This is a genomic window from SAR86 cluster bacterium (genome assembly GCA_023703575.1).
Lineage (GTDB): Bacteria > Pseudomonadota > Gammaproteobacteria > Magnimaribacterales > Magnimaribacteraceae > Magnimaribacter.
The window spans coordinates 1,556,582-1,574,070 of the sequence record CP097969.1; the positions used below are offsets into that span (position 1 = coordinate 1,556,582).

The 17,489-nt window shown below is 34.8% G+C and carries 23 protein-coding genes and 1 riboswitch; of the genes, 3 read left to right on the plus strand and 20 right to left on the minus strand.

Annotation, left to right across the window (positions count from 1 at the left end; translation table 11 throughout):
- Positions 1-17: 17 nt before the first annotated feature.
- From M9C83_07985 to M9C83_08000, 4 genes are read right to left on the minus strand one after another with little or no spacing between them, the layout of a single operon-like run.
- Complete coding sequence (locus M9C83_07985) at positions 18-746, minus strand: alpha/beta hydrolase (GenBank protein ID URQ66577.1); 729 nt, start codon at positions 744-746, stop codon at positions 18-20.
- Positions 743-1,870, minus strand: a complete 1,128-nt coding sequence (locus M9C83_07990; GenBank protein ID URQ66578.1) for a glycosyltransferase family 2 protein — start codon at positions 1,868-1,870, stop codon at positions 743-745. The genes M9C83_07985 and M9C83_07990 overlap by 4 nt, the downstream gene beginning before the upstream one ends.
- A complete protein-coding gene (locus M9C83_07995; GenBank protein URQ66579.1) occupies positions 1,861-3,204 on the minus strand; it encodes a phospholipid carrier-dependent glycosyltransferase in 1,344 nt (447 codons plus the stop codon). The genes M9C83_07990 and M9C83_07995 overlap by 10 nt, the downstream gene beginning before the upstream one ends.
- A 48-nt stretch (positions 3,205-3,252) precedes the next feature.
- Entirely contained in the window at positions 3,253-3,675 is a 423-nt protein-coding gene (locus tag M9C83_08000) for a hypothetical protein (protein URQ66580.1), read from the minus strand.
- Positions 3,676-3,738: 63 nt separating this feature from the next.
- On the opposite strand from M9C83_08000, the gene M9C83_08005 reads away from it, so the two are divergent.
- Together M9C83_08005 and M9C83_08010 are read left to right on the plus strand one after the other, a co-directional pair.
- A complete protein-coding gene (locus M9C83_08005; GenBank protein ID URQ66581.1) occupies positions 3,739-4,362 on the plus strand; it encodes a hypothetical protein in 624 nt (207 codons plus the stop codon).
- 10 nt (positions 4,363-4,372) lie between these two features.
- On the plus strand, positions 4,373-4,816 hold the full coding sequence (locus M9C83_08010; protein URQ66582.1) for a hypothetical protein: 444 nt from the start codon (positions 4,373-4,375) through the stop codon (positions 4,814-4,816).
- 62 nt (positions 4,817-4,878) lie between these two features.
- On the opposite strand, the gene M9C83_08015 is transcribed toward M9C83_08010, so the two are convergent.
- From M9C83_08015 to M9C83_08035, 5 genes are all read right to left on the minus strand, one after another.
- Complete coding sequence (locus M9C83_08015) at positions 4,879-5,271, minus strand: VOC family protein (GenBank protein ID URQ66583.1); 393 nt, start codon at positions 5,269-5,271, stop codon at positions 4,879-4,881.
- 9 nt (positions 5,272-5,280) lie between these two features.
- Positions 5,281-6,156, minus strand: a complete 876-nt coding sequence (locus M9C83_08020; protein URQ66584.1) for an antibiotic biosynthesis monooxygenase — start codon at positions 6,154-6,156, stop codon at positions 5,281-5,283.
- Between the two features lie 40 nt (positions 6,157-6,196).
- Complete coding sequence (locus M9C83_08025) at positions 6,197-6,826, minus strand: class I SAM-dependent methyltransferase (GenBank protein ID URQ66585.1); 630 nt, start codon at positions 6,824-6,826, stop codon at positions 6,197-6,199.
- Positions 6,827-6,918: 92 nt separating this feature from the next.
- Positions 6,919-7,119, minus strand: coding sequence for a hypothetical protein (locus tag M9C83_08030; GenBank protein ID URQ66586.1), 201 nt, complete (start codon positions 7,117-7,119; stop codon positions 6,919-6,921).
- A 25-nt stretch (positions 7,120-7,144) separates the two neighbouring features.
- A riboswitch (Glutamine riboswitch) is annotated at positions 7,145-7,270 on the minus strand.
- 98 nt (positions 7,271-7,368) lie between these two features.
- A complete protein-coding gene (locus tag M9C83_08035) occupies positions 7,369-7,764 on the minus strand; it encodes a hypothetical protein (GenBank protein URQ66587.1) in 396 nt (131 codons plus the stop codon).
- Between the two features lie 221 nt (positions 7,765-7,985).
- Between M9C83_08035 and M9C83_08040 the strand changes: the two genes are divergently transcribed.
- Positions 7,986-9,746 (plus strand): DUF885 domain-containing protein, encoded by a 1,761-nt coding sequence (locus tag M9C83_08040; GenBank protein ID URQ66588.1) that lies wholly within the window; start codon positions 7,986-7,988, stop codon positions 9,744-9,746.
- Positions 9,747-9,814: 68 nt separating this feature from the next.
- Here the strand turns inward: M9C83_08040 and M9C83_08045 are convergent, their stop codons facing one another.
- From M9C83_08045 to M9C83_08095, 11 genes are all read right to left on the minus strand, one after another.
- Complete coding sequence (locus tag M9C83_08045; GenBank protein ID URQ66589.1) at positions 9,815-10,219, minus strand: MerC domain-containing protein; 405 nt, start codon at positions 10,217-10,219, stop codon at positions 9,815-9,817.
- A gap of 70 nt (positions 10,220-10,289) precedes the next feature.
- Complete coding sequence (locus tag M9C83_08050; GenBank protein URQ66590.1) at positions 10,290-10,811, minus strand: cupin domain-containing protein; 522 nt, start codon at positions 10,809-10,811, stop codon at positions 10,290-10,292.
- 19 nt (positions 10,812-10,830) lie between these two features.
- Entirely contained in the window at positions 10,831-11,757 is a 927-nt protein-coding gene (locus M9C83_08055) for a dienelactone hydrolase family protein (protein URQ66591.1), read from the minus strand.
- A gap of 5 nt (positions 11,758-11,762) precedes the next feature.
- Positions 11,763-12,875: an isopenicillin N synthase family oxygenase gene (locus M9C83_08060; protein ID URQ66592.1), complete on the minus strand. Its 1,113-nt coding sequence runs from the start codon at positions 12,873-12,875 to the stop codon at positions 11,763-11,765.
- A 131-nt stretch (positions 12,876-13,006) separates the two neighbouring features.
- Complete coding sequence (locus M9C83_08065) at positions 13,007-13,804, minus strand: hypothetical protein (GenBank protein ID URQ66593.1); 798 nt, start codon at positions 13,802-13,804, stop codon at positions 13,007-13,009.
- Positions 13,805-13,821: 17 nt separating this feature from the next.
- A complete protein-coding gene (locus M9C83_08070; GenBank protein URQ66594.1) occupies positions 13,822-14,181 on the minus strand; it encodes a hypothetical protein in 360 nt (119 codons plus the stop codon).
- 184 nt (positions 14,182-14,365) lie between these two features.
- Positions 14,366-14,800 (minus strand): hypothetical protein, encoded by a 435-nt coding sequence (locus M9C83_08075; protein URQ66595.1) that lies wholly within the window; start codon positions 14,798-14,800, stop codon positions 14,366-14,368.
- A 332-nt stretch (positions 14,801-15,132) separates the two neighbouring features.
- Positions 15,133-15,489 (minus strand): hypothetical protein, encoded by a 357-nt coding sequence (locus tag M9C83_08080; protein ID URQ66596.1) that lies wholly within the window; start codon positions 15,487-15,489, stop codon positions 15,133-15,135.
- A gap of 88 nt (positions 15,490-15,577) precedes the next feature.
- Positions 15,578-16,594 carry a hypothetical protein gene (locus tag M9C83_08085; GenBank protein ID URQ66597.1) on the minus strand — a complete coding sequence of 339 codons (1,017 nt, stop codon included), beginning with the start codon at positions 16,592-16,594 and terminating at the stop codon, positions 15,578-15,580.
- Positions 16,591-16,953 (minus strand): nucleotide pyrophosphohydrolase, encoded by a 363-nt coding sequence (locus M9C83_08090; GenBank protein ID URQ66598.1) that lies wholly within the window; start codon positions 16,951-16,953, stop codon positions 16,591-16,593. The genes M9C83_08085 and M9C83_08090 overlap by 4 nt, the downstream gene beginning before the upstream one ends.
- Positions 16,954-17,076: 123 nt before the next feature.
- Positions 17,077-17,463 (minus strand): DUF2306 domain-containing protein, encoded by a 387-nt coding sequence (locus tag M9C83_08095; GenBank protein ID URQ66599.1) that lies wholly within the window; start codon positions 17,461-17,463, stop codon positions 17,077-17,079.
- Positions 17,464-17,489: the final 26 nt, after the last annotated feature.

Genomic DNA, 17,489 nt, shown 5'->3' on the forward strand with positions numbered 1-17,489 from the left:
ATAAAGTTAAGTGAGCTTTAGTCTTCCTTACTTATTTCATCAGCTACCCAGCTAATAGACCAATTATGTCCTAATTTATTTCCTTTGTATGTTTTGGGCAGTCTCGTAACATTGCTATTTTTTATATCCACTACTTGAGGGTCATAGTCTAGGTCTTTAAAAGCACCATCTAGTTCTTGAATAGTTCTCCATTGATGTAGGCTAATCCCAGTACCTAAAAAGCTTGGAGGCTGGTAATTACATAGTGAAGATAGCATACCCATTCCTTTAAGAGGGCCTGCTACAGAGTGAATATGCAATGGAACATCAATATCCCATATTTTAGAGAGTGTGGTTACCAGAAGGCCTCCGTAACTATGACCAATAAGTATTACCTTATTTAAGTTAGGACTTTGATCAAGCCTGGTCTTGATAGAGTTAAGTAAAATATCAATACTAGAGTCTGGGCAGGAGCCATCATCCCAGCGAAAGAAAGAAACTATAGTAGTATCGTTATTTAGGGTCTTTAACGGATATACCCACTCATAACCCTCGCTATTGCTGCCATGAATACCTATTAAAAGGGTACTTTCGGCTGAGCTGCTTATCTCTATATCGTGTAAACCAAAATTTAAGTCGGCCAAGTACTCTCCAAGCAAGAAGACATCTCCTTCCAAGCTAAAGAAATCTTTGATGTCTATTTCCTTTGATTCATTACAAGAAGATAATAGGCATAGAGCCAAAATAAAAGACCTATTGATTTTCATTTATTATCTTTCCATGTCCAATTAGAGTTAATTAAATAGTTAACTACAGCTGCAAAAGCTATGCCAATAAGGTTTGCGAAAATATCATGAACTTCAAGAACAAAGAATAATAATAAAAATACTACATAATTTATTAGAGCACCTAATCCGCTCACTAAATGAAACTTAAGGAATTTCACTCTGACTCTGCTTTGATTTGATCTGCTTCCAAATGTCCAAAAATTATTTAGTAGAAAGTTGGAAATTAATGCCGCTTCAATTGAGAGTAAAGGAGCTATTGCTTCAGAAAAATTGTAGTATCTCGTGAGAAGGGCATAAGTTCCAAGATTGATTACAACGCCCGAGAAACCTACAAGAGAGTATTTAACGAAGTCTTCAATATTTCTAAAACCAAGTCTGGGTATATTTAGTAGGAATTCAATTTGATCTCTCAAAGAAAGCTTTGAATCACCCGCCTTTCTAGATTTAAAAATAATTGGTATTTCTGAAATAACTGCACCTCGCCAAGCTAAACCACAAATCAGTGAGGACTGAAAACTATAGCCTCTTATAGATAAGTATGAGAAATCTAGATCTCTAAGAAATGAACTTTTGATAGCCCTATACCCAGATGTGCAGTCTTTAATATTAACTACACCTCCTACGTACCTAACTAATAAATTACCAACTCTGCTTATTATTAATCTAAAAAGTGAGAAATCAGGTGTAGAGCCACCTGCGATGAATCTTGAACCTATAACTACATCCTTTCCAGCTTTAATCTCTTTTAAAAACTCGGGTATTAAATAAGCATCGTGTTGTCCATCTGAATCCATTTGAAATATTACAACAGCTTCCAAAGTATCAAGGGCAAACAAAAAGCCCCTCTTATAAGCATCTCCTAGACCTTTCTTTTGTCCAGTAATTAGATATATATTTTCACTCGAATCTATGACTTTCCTGACTACAGCCTGAGTTTGATCAGTGGAATTATCATCTACAACCAAGATCGAAAACTTATAAGTATTTTGCTTTTTTTCTTCTGCCTTGATTTGTTCAATTATACTTTCAATAGTTCCTTCCTCGTTGTAGGTAGGTAAAACAAAACAAATATTTTGTTGCTTTTCCAATTTATTTAAATCCATGTTTCGAACCACATTCTTAAATAAAAGCTTTTACTGGAGATTTCAAGACCGAGCTGAAGTGGGAGCCAATACAGACCAGAAACCAGTATCAGACTCAAAGAAGCATAATAGAGAGACATATTTGCAATCTTACCTTTATTAATTAACCTACAAAGCATGAAAGCTAAAGCCATAAAAGCAAAACAAGCTGCAGGTTGATAATGATAAAGAAATGTAGATCTGGAAGCTAATGCCCAAGGCAAAAAGTTGGCATAAAACCCTATCAAAATTAGACTAGCCGGGTATACATCTTCTTGAGCCTTTCTATTGTTTATTGATTGACTCAATATATCTATCCATTTAAATGTTAGTAAAATTACAGAAATTAAAGAAAGAAAGTTGAGGGCCGGATTAGGGAAAAGATGGATGGCCTTAAATAGTTCTGAACTTATCCCTTGGGCATTAATTATTGTTTCAGAATCAAAGAAATAACCTATTGGTCTTATCATAAATGGCCATGTGTACCATGAAGAGCTGTAAGGATGAGCCTTTTGATCCGTCTTATCAAAGTGATAAGAAATCATCTGTGAGTGCTTATCAAAAAATGTCATTTCGTTATGCAAAATATCTGGGAACCACAAGATGAAATACACTATAAAAGGTGTAAGGAAGACTAATAAGATTTGTCTAATATCTGGATTATCATATTTTCCATTTGAATCTAACATTGATCTTTTGATAAGAAATATCACAAATGAGAAAAACATAAGAGTTAGCCAGAATCCTAAACCATTCCATTTTATTGAGATTACCGCTCCGAGCATAAGACCAGACAAAAGCAACTTACCTATACTTTGAGCTTTAATGCCTGTTATAAAAAATAGTAAAGACATAAATCCAAATAAGGTGAGATAAATATTTATGAGTCCAAATCTTGAATCCACCAATAAAGACCCATCTAAAGTAAAAAAAAGGGCGACTAATAGAGCAAATAATTTTTTATGATAAATCTCTAGGGCAAGCCTGTAGCCAACATAAATGAGACCTATGCCCGAGACAGCCCCTATCCATCTATATGATAATGGATTTAAGTCTCCTAGTTCAGCGAGAGAGAAATCAATAGAACCTGTCCAAGGTAAAAAGTCATAAAGAAGAATACCAAATGTCAGGATATATGATCCCAGAGGGGGGTGTACCGAGAAAAAGATATCTCCACCTAAGTAATTTAAAGCGAAGACTGGGTAAAAGACTTCATCAAAAACTGGTCCTGGAATAAGCCCTAAATTATAAAACCTTAAAACACATCCTAGCAAAAGGATAGATAAAATTTGCCAATGCGTACTTATGTAATTCAATTTATGTTGTACAAAAAACCCTCCAAGAGGAGGGTTTTTTTAAAGTAATTAAAATGGATAGAAGGTCATCTCTACTGTTTCAGTTTCTAAATTCATAACAGTTTCGCAATAGTTCATATTGCCATCTGTTACATCATCTAAAGACCAAAACTTCATAATGGCCCCTTCTCGTCTAAAGACACCTTGTCTAGATCCGGCTTGTCTTACTCCATCGTTAAACCCCACCCCTCTTCCAGAGAAATAACCCTGATCAGGCAAAGCTGAATTTAAAGTTACATTGTAAGTTAAGAAAACTTTTCCATATCTACCAGCTTCAGAAGAAACAGTTATAGTTCCGCCGCCATCAGTAAGTTCAACTGATGTTATAGTTCCTGACAGTGTAAATGATTCACCTTTTGGATCGTGTGCCAATACAGACAAAGAAAAAATTCCTGACATGATTACTGCAATGCCGTATTTAATAAATTTCATAATATTCTCCTTTTTTTTATGAAAAGATATACTGACAATAACAAAATAATCATTGGAGGAAAAATGATAAAAAAAATCAGTTTAATAACTGCCTTTTTCAGTCTCATATCATGTGGAACAGATATGAGTGTTTCAGAAAAAAATGGTGAGCCTCAAGTCTCACATGATTCTTCTGAGTGGCAAATTTGGGCTTATACTTCAGCAGCTCCCGACTTTATTGGTGATCTTGCTACAGTAATAGGGGCTGATGGAACAGTTTTAAGAGAGGGTTCCAATGGTTGGAGGTGTGAAGCCTTTATGCCTATGCCTGAGGGAGGATTCAAAGATGCTCATTCTGCTGCCCCAGCATGTTCCGATGCAAACGCAGTTGCATGGGCTAATGCCTATAAAGCGGGAACCGTTCCAGATATGGAAGGTGATGGATGGATGTGGATGATTCACGGAGATTTAGGTGTTGATAATTTTACAGTTGGTACGGACGGCCAAAAAGATGCAGGTCATATGCACTTTATAGAATCAGGCCCTCATATGATGCTAATGCCAAAAGATCCTTCTTCTTTACAGGGTCAATCAACAGACTATACGACTGGTGCGCCTTATGTGATGTTTGAAGGCTCGCCTTATGCTCACCTAATGATTCCATTAGTTGATTATTATTCTTACCAACCTGAATCATCGCCTAAATAATTAAATATATATGAAAATTAAATTAATAAAACGAATTGGCCTTTTGGCCATAACAACATTTTTATTTACAAATGTTAGTGCATTATTTGCCTTGGATGTCCAAGGAGATTCATTTGATGCTGAATTTAAAATAACTTCATGGAGTGCAACTAATACGGATAGCACTATTACATCTGAAGGAATAGTCGGAGAAGGTTTTGGAAAGGTGTACCTTACCCATAACTTTAGATCTAGATCTGGTGATAACACCCAGGGAGATTTTGATGGTCAAGTTAGATCCATTAATAATGATGGAGTCATGGTTACGGCTACCCTCCAAGGAATATGGAAAAGAGAAGGTAAAATTGTGAACATGTATACACTTGATACTTTCTCTGATGGAGGAATGATTTATGCTGAAGGAAAAGTAGATCTTGTTGAAGGGACCTTAAAATTTAAGGCGTTCGAATTTTGATACTTCATTCAAACAAAAAAATAGGCCGTGAGGCCTATTTTTTTTGCTCTTACCTGGAAGAACTATGTCATATTAAGAATTCCACAAAGTTTATTTCCAGAAGGATCTCTTAAGTAAGCAAGATACATCTTCATTCCCATACCTTCACGTATACCTGGAGGGTCCTCACACGTAGAACCTCCATTATTAATTCCCACTTCATGCCATTCATCTCCCTGCTCTGCACTCTTTACAGAGAAACCTATGGTGCTTCCATTGCCATGAGTTGCAATCTGATCATCAATTGGTTCAGAAATGAGAAAAACATTTCCATCCAAAAAATACATATATCTTTTATGACCAGTTGGATTTACGGAAAGAACTCCTGGCTCTCCGCCTAGGACAGCAAAAGTGCTGTCATAAAATTTTTTAGACTCTTCAATGTCATTAGCTCCTACCATTATGTGACTGTACATCTTTCCCCCTTAATTAGTTGGTATAACTTGTTTTTTATATAGCCTGGTTTCTGCCAGAAGATCACTGTGGTACTCATTCAAACTAATAATTTTTCCATCAGCAAACTTATAAACCATAGCATAATTATTATTATAAGTTCCGTTAATTCCTTGCGCTTTTCCAGAAACCCTTAAAACAACACTATCACTATCTCCAATGGTGTCGACTACCTCAAGAGCTATTCCTTCTGGTATTAGACGTCCTACTTCAGGAAGAAACTCATTAAAAAAACTATCTGTATCTGCTTTTGTACATAAAGAGCATATTCCCATAAACTCGAAAGAAAAATTCTCATGGAGAAGTGATCTTGCTTTATCTGGGTTAGAAAATGCCGTATCTAAAAATTCTTGGGCTTTACCAATATTATCTTTTCTCTTGTTGGTAAGAATATTATCTCTGGTATAGCCAACTCTAGTTGTTTTAAAGTGTTTGAATGGAAACCCGAGAGCTGTTACAGCTTCAAAGGCCTCTTTGGAAATATTACCGTAAATTTCTATTTCAAAACTATCTGCCAATCTGTCATGCGCACCTACATATTCTGGAATATAAGGAGCATTAAGATGAAATAATAAAGCTTCACTATTTTCATAAACTTCACTCCAGGTAAATTTCAATGGATTCAAAGGGTCTGAATCAAAGTTATGAAACAACATGCCAGGCTCAGCTTCCTGTACCGCATTATCTACGGTATCTGCTATCTCTAAATATTCATTTACCTTTCCAGGTTTAACCTGAATTCTTGCAATGAGAAGAAAAGGATTGTCTCCTTTTACCCCTTCATGATGCATTGGGAAAATCATTGTCAGTGGGGCAATCATACTTATTACCAATAAAAACTTTTTCATTTATTTCTCCTATATAAACGGATGATTGATTCAAACATAATTATTTTTTAAACAAAACAATATTCTTGTCTGGAAATTCTAAGGTCCAAGACATGTTAGATGCAATATTCGTGAGAGTTTCTTTAGAGTAAAAGGCTACATGAGTTGGGTCTTTGCGATAATACCAAGAGGCAAAATCTATATTTTCATCATAAAAATTAGTCATGATTCCTAACCATCCATCTTTTTTTAGTATTTTATTTAAATCAAAGATTACTTTTGCGGGATTAAAGACATGCTCTAAAACTTCTGTGCAGGATATAAAGTCATAGGGTTTTGAAAAAATAGTTTCATTCGGGAAAAAATAAGGGTCATATACATCCATAATATAACCCGCGTCATTAAACATTTTTGCCAGTGCTGGCCCGGGCCCGCATCCAAAATCCAACCCCTCTTTATGATTAGTTAATCTTTCTTTCAGTGGAATGAAGAGCTTTGAAAGGAATTGTATATATTTCTCATCATCAACAAAGTTTTGATGCTGCTCATATCTAATTCGCTCATCTTTGTTTGATAAGTAATTTTTGCTATCCAGGAAAATAAGAGAGCATTTAGGACACTTATGATATTTTTTTTTATTCTCTCTATAAAATAATTGAGTATCAGGATGATCGCAGAGTATGCATTTCATCAGCTAATTATCTTTGTTGAATATGATCGCATTTAGACTAATAATACTAAAAAAAAGGGAGGCAATAGCCTCCCTTTTAATATTAATAAAAATTAAGCAACTCTTTCGACGCCGCGGTAAATTCCTTTACCTGGCTGAGTTGACTTACTTTCTACGATTTTTTGCTGAACGCCTCTGTAAACAGTTTTAGCAGGTATTTCGCTTCCTGCGGCATTGTTTAAAGGAGCAACTTCAACACCTCTGTATTTAGTAGTCATATCGTGCCCTCCAGTTTTCGTATCGATTTCGTACATATATCTTTAGATATACACCCTTCTCAACGCGTTCCTTCGGTAGATATTCGGTCTCGTTCCCTTTCGGTACTTGCTTGCCTTTCTTTGATCAAAGAAAGAGGTTTTCCTATCTCCCTACTTCCGTCTTAACCTGCAGATTAAGATGAACGTGCCTGCATTATAGTATAAATATGATCAATGTACAAACTTTTTTGGCATCATTTAAATCTATATAACTAAGTTTTATTTCTGTATAAACTCCTTCAGGACCTACTTTATAGAACTAAAGAATCTCGCATTTGAGTGAATATATGCATCTGGATTTGGGTGTTTGGACCAAACTTCTTCCCATTCTGGATCAACATCTAAATTAGCAAAAAATGTATCTCTGTCTTCTCGGCTGTCGTACTTTGCAACCCATGTTACATTTGGTTGACCGTTAGGAGATACTATAGGATTAGTGCCTTCCACAATAGGCTCATCTCCCCTACTTACCCAAAAATCTACTATTTCGATTCTTTCCATTCCATACGGCATGAAGTAATTCTCGGCCCAATATACGTATGCTTCAAAAAACTCTTCTTCAATTGTGTAATCTCTGATCTCGTAGACAGCAGACTTTAAATTGAATGACAAAATTAGCACTGCAATTGCTGATATTTTCATTATTTTCTCCAGTAATATAAACAAAGGCTAGATTTTATTCTAACAATAGTCATCGGGTTTCTTCATAAAATGAAAAATATTTTATAATCGTTATTAAAATAATAGATTAGTGCTTATAGAGGCATATTGGTTAAAAATCATTTGGTAAATTTATGAAAAAAATACTCCTAAGTTCGGGAATTTTATTAACAGCCATTTTTATAAGTTCTTGTTTGTACCTGATGAACCTATATTCGCAGAAACCTGTTTCGATAGATCACTATTTAGCAAAAGATCTAGTCAAGAAAATAACTGACTCACCCGAATATATGACTAATCTTGGTGTGTTTGATAATTTTGGTTTTATCTTTAGACATAACGAAAGGCTATCAGTGCAAACCTCTGATAAAAGAAGTGAGGATTACAAGCACAATCTAAACCGCTTAAAGATTTTGCAAAGTTTTGACAAAAGCAAACTAAGCAAAAGTCAAAAGATTACTCAAAAGATAGCTATATTTGACACTCAAAATGATATTGAAGCTTATGAGCGCTTTAAATATCACTCGTATCCATTCAATCAAATAAGCGGCAATCATCTTAACTTGGTAGAGTTTATGACTGATACACATCCTATGAAAACTTTAAAAGATGCACGCAACTATATAGATAGGGTTGAAATGTTTGATGAAGTTCTAATTGAAAACCTAAGCTGGTTAAAAGCACAAAAAGAGCAAGAAATTTTTCTTCCAAAATTTGTTATGGATCATGTCATTGGACAGCTTGAGGAGCTGATTAGCTACGAAGACTCCAACAACCCCTTAATGCAAATATTTATAAAAAAAATTGACAATATTGGAATAAATGAAGGCGAAAGAACTAAGCTAATAAATGAATTAAGTGAAGCTATCAAAGTTAATGTTAAGCCGGGCTATCAATCAATTCTCAGTTTTATGATTGAGAACTATAAATATGCTAATCCATATCATGGTGTCTGGTCCTTGCCTGATGGTGATGATTTCTATGCTCTCAGACTCAGAACTTATACAACAACCGACTACTCGGCAGCAGAAATTCATGAAATTGGCTTGCAAGAAGTAGAAAGAATTGGAAACAGGATGAAAGAAATTTTCATAGAGCTTGGTTATGAAGTTAATAAGCCAATCGGAGAGATGATGAGTGATCTTAATGAAAATCCAGAATTTTTATATGAGGATACGCCTGATAGAAAAGAGATAGTTATTAAAGACTATAATCAAATGGTTAAAGAGGCAGAACAAGACGTAAAGCCTTACTTTTTCAATTTTCCAGAAAGCCCAGTAGAAGTAAGGGCGGTGCCTGAGTACTCAGAAAAGACCGCTGCAGGGGGTTATTATCAGTCACCCAGTTTGGATGGTTCGCGACCTGGAGTCTTCTATGCAAATCTCTATGACATAAAGCAAACACCAAAGTTTGGAATGAGAACATTAACATTTCATGAGGCCGTACCCGGACATCACTTCCAAATAGCATTGAATTTGGAAAATGATGAACTAACTTTGTATAGACGTCTTGGATACAGAACTTCAGCTTATACTGAGGGCTGGGCTCTTTATGCTGAACAATTAGGAGTTGAAGTAGGGATGACTAAAAGTCTCTATGATGAGTTGGGAGTGCTTCAAAGTGAAATGTTCAGGGCTAACAGATTGGTTGTAGATACTGGCTTACATTACAAAAAATGGACTAGGGAAAAAGCTATGAAGTATATGAAAAAAGTAACCGGTATGTCTGATACTGAGGTGAGGGTTGAGATTGAAAGATATATTGTTTGGCCTGGACAAGCAACCAGTTACAAGATGGGTATGATAAAAATCTTAGATTTAAGGGATAAGGCCATGAAAGAACTGGGTGCAAAATTTGATCTCAGAAAATTTCATTCAATAGTTTTAGATCAAGGCATAGTCCCTTTATTTATCCTAGATGATTTAATAGATGAATGGATAAATGAAGAGAAAACTGTCAATTAGCTTTTAATTCAAAAAAACTGAGCCACTAGGCATATTTAGTATTTATGAGAAATTATTTAGATAACTGATTAGGCTGAGTGACAAGAGTCACATTCAAGTTTTCGGCAAAGTTTATAATTTTTATAATGCGCAAAAACAATAAGTGATGCTCCGATAGTAGTAAATAATTTCTCTCCGAACTCACCCCAAATAGCTGTGCCAATAGTTACAGCAAAAATTAAAGCAATGATCCCGAGCAGTCCAGTGACAAAAAAGCTTAATTTTGAATGATTTTTCATTCCTCTAAAGAGAGCATAAAGGCTTACTGGTATTGCAAGTAACAATAGCAGGTAATGTATCAATTCATTATTATATGAAAGCGTTACGTAACCTGAAAACAAAACTAACAATATAGGTACCAACAGACAATGAGCCAAACAAATAAGCGATAGGCTAATAGCTGTTTTATCCGAATATTCTTGTGTAACTTTCATTATGTTTTGAGGACGTTGAACTTTAAATTATTAAATCTAATAATACAAATTTTAATTTTTTAAATTTTTACTAAACAATGTTGCTATCAATGAGAACAGCGATTAATAATGCTGGTTCAGTACCATTATTTACCCAAGCGTGATTTGTGCCTCTTTGAACAACAACATCATGCGGTTGGAGAGCCACCTCTTCTTCATCCAAAATCAGAGTGACATCCCCTTTGAGGAGAATAATATAATCAATCGTATGTGTCTCGTGCATTGCTGCATTTCGAGAGGTATCAACCCTATGATGAGCTGCTCCCATTTTCTCAAAAGCCTCTGCGGTAGCCGCCTCTATAACATCCTGAGGAACTCCTTCTGGAATTGGATTAATCTGAAAATATCTGAATTTTGTTCCACCTTTAACGGGCGATAACATAATATCTATGTCTGCTCTGTCATTATCTGACTTGGTTTCGAACCCAGATCCGTCAGTATTCCAGATTTCAAATAATCCTCCAGCATCCTCTCCCAGGGATCGGGCAGGAGGTCCGTCTATTGAAATGATGGATTTACCATTTTCATTGTGGCCAGTAATTATTCGTCTCATTTTATTCTCCCTTTTATATTTATTGACTATGTTCTAAAAGAAACTGAATGGAGTCTTTCATAGATGATCTCCTTGCTTGCCAGTTACAGCCCAAATGAGCCCCTATCTTTGCCTTATCTTTAAATAATTTTGTTCTCTCATGCGGCTCATTCATCATAGTTTTTTTTCCTTTAGCATCTTGATGATAGTGTGTGCCATCTTTTCCGACTATTGTATGTCTTCTCCCAACTGCTATTGCATTAGGCACGAATACTACTGGATCTACAGAATCAAAAGAGTGATGACTATCTTCATAAACAATTGTCTTACTATTCCCTCCATTCTCATTAATGGCTGGAGATAATTCTTCTATCAGAATAGATGGAGTGTAATCATCATCTTTACCAATCAGAGTTAAAATAGGTGCATTGCTCCAACGCATTTCCTCAGGCCACATAAAGGCACCGGGATAAAATGCCAAGTGCCCAGCAAATCTTTCTCCTGACGCTGCTAATTTTTCAGCCAAAGGCTCCCAGGCTGAATAAATAGCTGCACTCCCACCAAGACTCCATCCAGCAATGTAGATTTGATTAGAATCTATATCAGGATGATCGGATAAAAGTTTCAGCGCATTAAAACAATCAGCCAGAACTGTAGCTAAAGTTACTTGTATTTGATCCTCCACAATAGAGATAACACCTCTAGCGTCAAAACTATTTACTCGAAATACTGCAAAGCCATTATTAAGAAAGTTTACTGAGTGCTCATGGTGATGTCCTCTCCAACCCATACTGCCATGCATACATATAACAAGAGGATACTTTTCTTTCTTTTGCTCGGGAAAGATAAGAGATCCGTACATCTGTTGCTCTTCAGAAGGCTTGCTATTCAAAATATGAAAGAATTCAAATGGATTAGATGACTTGTAAGCGATTACACCCTCATCACCTGATTGAAATCTATGCATCTTTTCTAGTCTAATCGTTTCTTAAAACGTTCTCCGCGTTCTTTTGCAAATTTAAAGGCAGCTTGTGTTTCGGCCTTAACCTCATCATTTTGTTTTTGACGTAATTCAGCATATTCGTCCGCCCACCAACGCCTAGTTACCTGCGGAAAGGTCCCCATACGATTTACGCTAGCATTTGCACCTCTGTCTCGTCCAGACTCGTAGCCTGCCGCGCCTAAAGAATCAGCCTCAGATTTACCAAAAGGAATCAGATCTCCTTCCATTTTGGGCAATAAAAAATAAGGCATAGAAACTCTAGTTTCTCCTTCGGGTATCAAGGTTGTATTAACACGGTGCAAGGTAGCTGAATATCTTCCTTCGCTGAGGTGCATTAAAGTTCCACCGGTATTTACGATAACTGACCCCGGAATAACAGGTACGTGATATTCACCAGGTGCTGTTTGACAAGTAACAGGAGCATCGATCCATTGCCCTTCTCCTGCTACAACTTGTAATCCAGGACGATCATTGATCAGCAGAGCTATAAACGGGGGCCCATCTATATGAGCACCTACTTTATCACTTGTGAATTTTTGATACTCTTTTCTTACATTTTCCCGATCCTTTTCGGCAAAAGCGTGAAGACTAAAATTATGATTAAGACTCGCAGCCAGATCCGGATCGTCAAAGTCAAAATATTCATGGAATGAGTCAACACTTTCTCCTAAAGACTCAACAATGGCCTCCCCTAGCTCATGAGTGAGGCGGTGATAGCAATCATTGAGCTCATCTATTAAAGGTTTAAAGCCAGGTAATGACTCGTCTTCAGGCCACGTATTTGGTCCACGAAACAGTCGGCGGTGAATTGGTTGAGATTTATCATCGTAGTCACATAATGATTCTTGTTCGAATCCATACTGAAAAGCTTCTATAACTTGACCGAAACCACTATCAGCAGGAGTAGGCAAGCTATAGCCTCGAAAATAAGGCGTATTGGAAATATGAGCAGTTTTCTTTAATTCCATTGGTGAATCGAAAAAACTACGCACTTCTCGAAATGCACGTTTTTGAAATTCATCCGTCAATCCAGGTGCATTAGTAAGAACCATAAATCCAAATTCAGATAACGCGTAAGACAAGTCCTTAAAAAACTTTTCTGGGTTTGTCCCACGATCAAGCCAATCAACTTTAGGTAGCTCAAGACTTGTGGCTTTACCATCTATGTTTTCTTTCATCACCTCATCTCCCCCAGACTCAAATATGGTCTATTTCATCCATATTTCTTTATTAAGTTTATAGCCCATTTCCTTACATTTGGATTTTTTTCAATATCCAGAATGAATTCTTGGCCAAATCCTCTGTAAAATACTGTTGATTCTTGTTCATTCTCCCACTTCATTCTATTTAAAAAAAGGTCTTTTGAATCTTTAAAATATTTTGAGGGTAACTTCCATCTAGATCTTGTTTTATTTTTTTCTGTCAGAATTAAATCTGTATGAGTATGTTTAAATAATCCATGGCCTCGGTCAAAAATTTTTCTTTTATTAAGTTCCAAGTTTTTCTTGGCTATGTAAATTGTATTATTAGAAAATCTAGAGGTGTCTCCATATCCATGAGGGTGTTGAACATTATTCTCACGAAGATAACTTTTAATTTCTTTTGACCCTTCTATGATTTTATCTATTTGCAACCAACCAAATAAATGGTGCAAATCTCTGCCATCTGCTGAGAAATTTTTAAACCATCCAAAAAATAAAAACACATCTCCAGGGCCTACATGATTATTTTTTAATTCAGTCTGAGATGAGCTGGCTTGTCCAAAAATACCGATTCTTTCGTTGAGCAATGGATCATAATGGCAATAATCCGTATCCTTTACTTTAGCCGAGACCTCTTTCAATAAATCAGAACCTGATATGCCATTAAAATCCAGGTCTTTATATTTTTTTGGTGAACAATGATTTTGGGGGATAGGTATTGAAAAAAAGCTTCCGTCATTAAATATAGGTGAAGCACTACCACCCGCTTTTGAGTCAAAACCCTTTCTACTTAATATTAATCTCCTCAAGTAACCTTTGTTTATAGTTAACCAAAGCCAATAGAACAAAAACCAGAATATATAATCAACATTCCATCATCAATTGTACTTAGTCTCCCTTCTACGCCCATATCTCCTCCAACGAGATAAACTGTTCCTTTGTCGGTTTCACCTGCTCTAAAAATTTCCTGTGTATCCAGATTGGCCAAAAGTGAGTTTTCCATAGGTAGTGACAAAGCATCACCAAATATGTCCCATATATCTTCATAGCCAGCAGTACCAATCCAGGCACCAGAAGAGGTAGAGTAAGCCTCACCTGACATAAAATTACAACTTACGGTTGCTGCCTTGATGTTGGGCGATAAAAATAAAGCTAAGAAGATTAATTTTATTAAATAATTTTTCATACAAGTCTCCTAGCGTGATGCAATTTTAAGGATAGAGATTAGCACTAATAATGAACTGCGTCATTTTATGAAAAAATTAATTCTTCAGTTAATGACAAATTATCATTATTTCATCGAAATAACTTTATTACTTGGGGTGAACTAATCCACAGTGACTGATTAGTTTTAGAAGTGATTTAATTCTTTATTTTCCAGTTGAAATATTTATTGGAATTATAGCCATCTTTAATTTCCAATAATCTCCTCTTTTTATTAAAGTTAAATTTGTATCCGTTGATATAAGTTCAATATCTTGATTGTTAAATCTAGTGAAATTAGTTTTATATATTGCAAAATCTTTTTGTGAAACTAATGGATCTGTGGAATTGATTTTTGAATATGACCACCCTTCTTTTTTTAAGTTTTCATAATTAACAATTTCACTGTAACTTTTTGCAACTATTATTTCATCGCCAACAAAATAAGTAATTGGTAAATCCCATAGCTCATTAATTTTATTTATATCCATCTCATTGAAATGATAGAAAAAATCTTCGATCACTTTCTCTGGGTTGTTGTTTGCGTCTTTTGCAAATAACAAAGAAGAAAATAAAAATAAAGTTGCTAAAATGTTTCTCATAAAAATCACTTTTTAAAATTACTCCACTGTAACGGGGTGTCTGTAGCAAGGTTTCTCATGGATTTAATAGGTCTATGAGAGAATTATTTTCATCCACGATCCTGTGTCGTATGCCTTTTTGTTTTACCATCTGCTTCATTACACGGAAAGCATCTGCTTCATTTGTTTTGGTTTGATAGTGTTGCCAGTTACCCCACCTATCTTGCCACTGTATTTTATATTTCATTCGACAGTAACGATTTAGATTTGAGTGCAGAATTAAGAGTGTAGTATTTTCTGAACCCTTTGTGAAACTTCAAATAAAACTCAATTTCTTTTTTATTCATAAAAAATCAACATATCATGCAATGATCGATAAGAATTTTGCCTTCTACTTCCTTAAAAATTGCTTGATTAATCAATTCGTCATTACTTGAAGAAGTTTTTTGTTTCCAAACAATTCCAACTGAGTCGTTTCTTCTAAATAAGCACACAAACTCTCTTTTAGTCCAATAAACTTTTGGTTCAATTGATAATTGTCTTTTGAGTTCTTCAGGTGTAACTATGGACTTCATTCTATTTGTGAAATACTTTGTATGCTTTTTATGATCACCCTCATTGGAACCCTCCAAACAACTATCCATAATTGGTTCTACTATACTAAGAATTTCATCTTCACTAAGATTGGGGAGTTTCAATTCTGCACTCAAGACTATTCAACCGTCACAGTTTAAGTTTGAACAGAGAATTAGATTCTTGAACCTTTTATCAAACATCACATAAAACTTTTTGTATTTTTTAACCATTTCTTGTCATGTGGTAAAAATTTTTATCTTTTTCATAGATAATTTCAATATTTTGAGAATAGATTAGATCGACTAAATCTTCTCTCGGTTGTGACGGCAACAAAATGGCAAGTTTTTCAGGTTTAGGAATATGATGCCTTTTATAGTCATGTAATTGTCCTATTGCCATCCTAATATCAGATCTTGTTGATGATGCTTTTGCCTCTATAAGAGTTTTAGTTTCATGAACCCAACCATCTGTTTCGAGAGTCACTGATTCATCTGATGCATTAATTTTAATTTTATTTTTTTCAAGTTCTCCAATATTATTTTTAATTAAATGTTTTTTATATCGTTTCACTAATTCCCTTTCCTTTTGTTCGATTATTACTTCTCTCTTAGACCTGGTTGTTGAAGACACAGAAACTTCTCCGTCATTATGTTCTATAAGTGTTGAGGAAGTTTCTTTCTGGATTGGAATATCTTTTAATTCGACGTTTGTTTTATTAATGTCTATTAAATTAAAAGCATCTAAAAGACTTTCTGAATCGAACTCATCAAGACATCTATATCCCTGAAGAAGGTTTTCTTCTGAATAACCAAAAAGTTTGTTATATGTATCTATGGATATGTTCAAATCCTTATAGTCTTTAATTATGAACATGTTTTCCCAAGTTTCATTAATTCCTAATTTTTTGTTAAATTTCTCTCCCCACAACTTAAGAGCAAAATCTTTGCTATGGAATTTTTCATGAACAAGACAAAAACTATAGAACTTTCTATCTTTATAAAATAATCCGATATCATTTGGTTCCATTTTTAACCACTTGTTTTTATTTAAAAGACCGTCTTTTCCTCCATTAGTAACACCCCAAAGAGCATAGGATTTATCTACTAGGGATTCAGATATCTGATTATTAACATATTTTTTAATTTCTTCAGTCTTACAATTAACTGAGTGATTTAAAATAGTATCTATGTAGTGTTTTCTAGAATCAGGATTTGATGCTGGAAGGAGATGTACTTTCATAATTTATCGTATTTTTCAGACTTTCCTTTAGATTTTTCAATAGGATACTTTTCATCATTTTTTTGAATCTTTTCTATAGAAATCTTTTCTAAATCTATGTCCATTAAATCTACGAACTTAACTAAATAATTAAATATATCGGCAATTTCTTCTTCGATTTGTTTTCTCGTGTCAGGATCATTTATTTCTTTTGTGCCACCATCATTTGACCACTGAAAGATTTCTACAAGTTCTGCAACTTCGACTGAAAGTGCCATAGCAAGATTTTTAGGAGAGTGATATTGTTCCCAATTTCTGTCTTTAGAAAATTTCTTTAGTCTCTCATTAATTTTTTCTAAATTTAATTCTTTTTTATTCATAAAATTAGAATAATTCTCTGTTCAAACTCATTCCACCGTCACAGTTTAAGTTTGAACAGAGAATAAGATTTTTGAATCTCTTATCAAACATCATATAAAACTTCTTGTACTTATCTTTCATTATTATCCAAAAAATATCTCATGAAAAAATCTTCCTGGCATCAAAGTAAATGCACCAGCAATCAAAAGTGCCCCAACGTAGACACCAATCATAGAGTACATATGTGCGAACTTATATCTTTCTATTTTTGTATTTTTAAATTTCTTTATATTCCAAATTGAGTAAATCAATGACCCAATAGTCCATGGTATTAAAAGATGAATTAATGAATATTGACCGGGATTAATTGCTTGAATAAATATTGCTGTCAAAGAAACTATTATTAAAAAAGTTACCCAGATTCGTCCGAGTATTCTATGTTGCTTTGTGCCCTTTTTGGTTAGGAGGATGTAAAGACCAAGTGGAACTGCGAGTAATGCTAACGTTGCATGAGCATAAATTATCTGCATTTTTTATACCGCAATTCTCTGTTCAA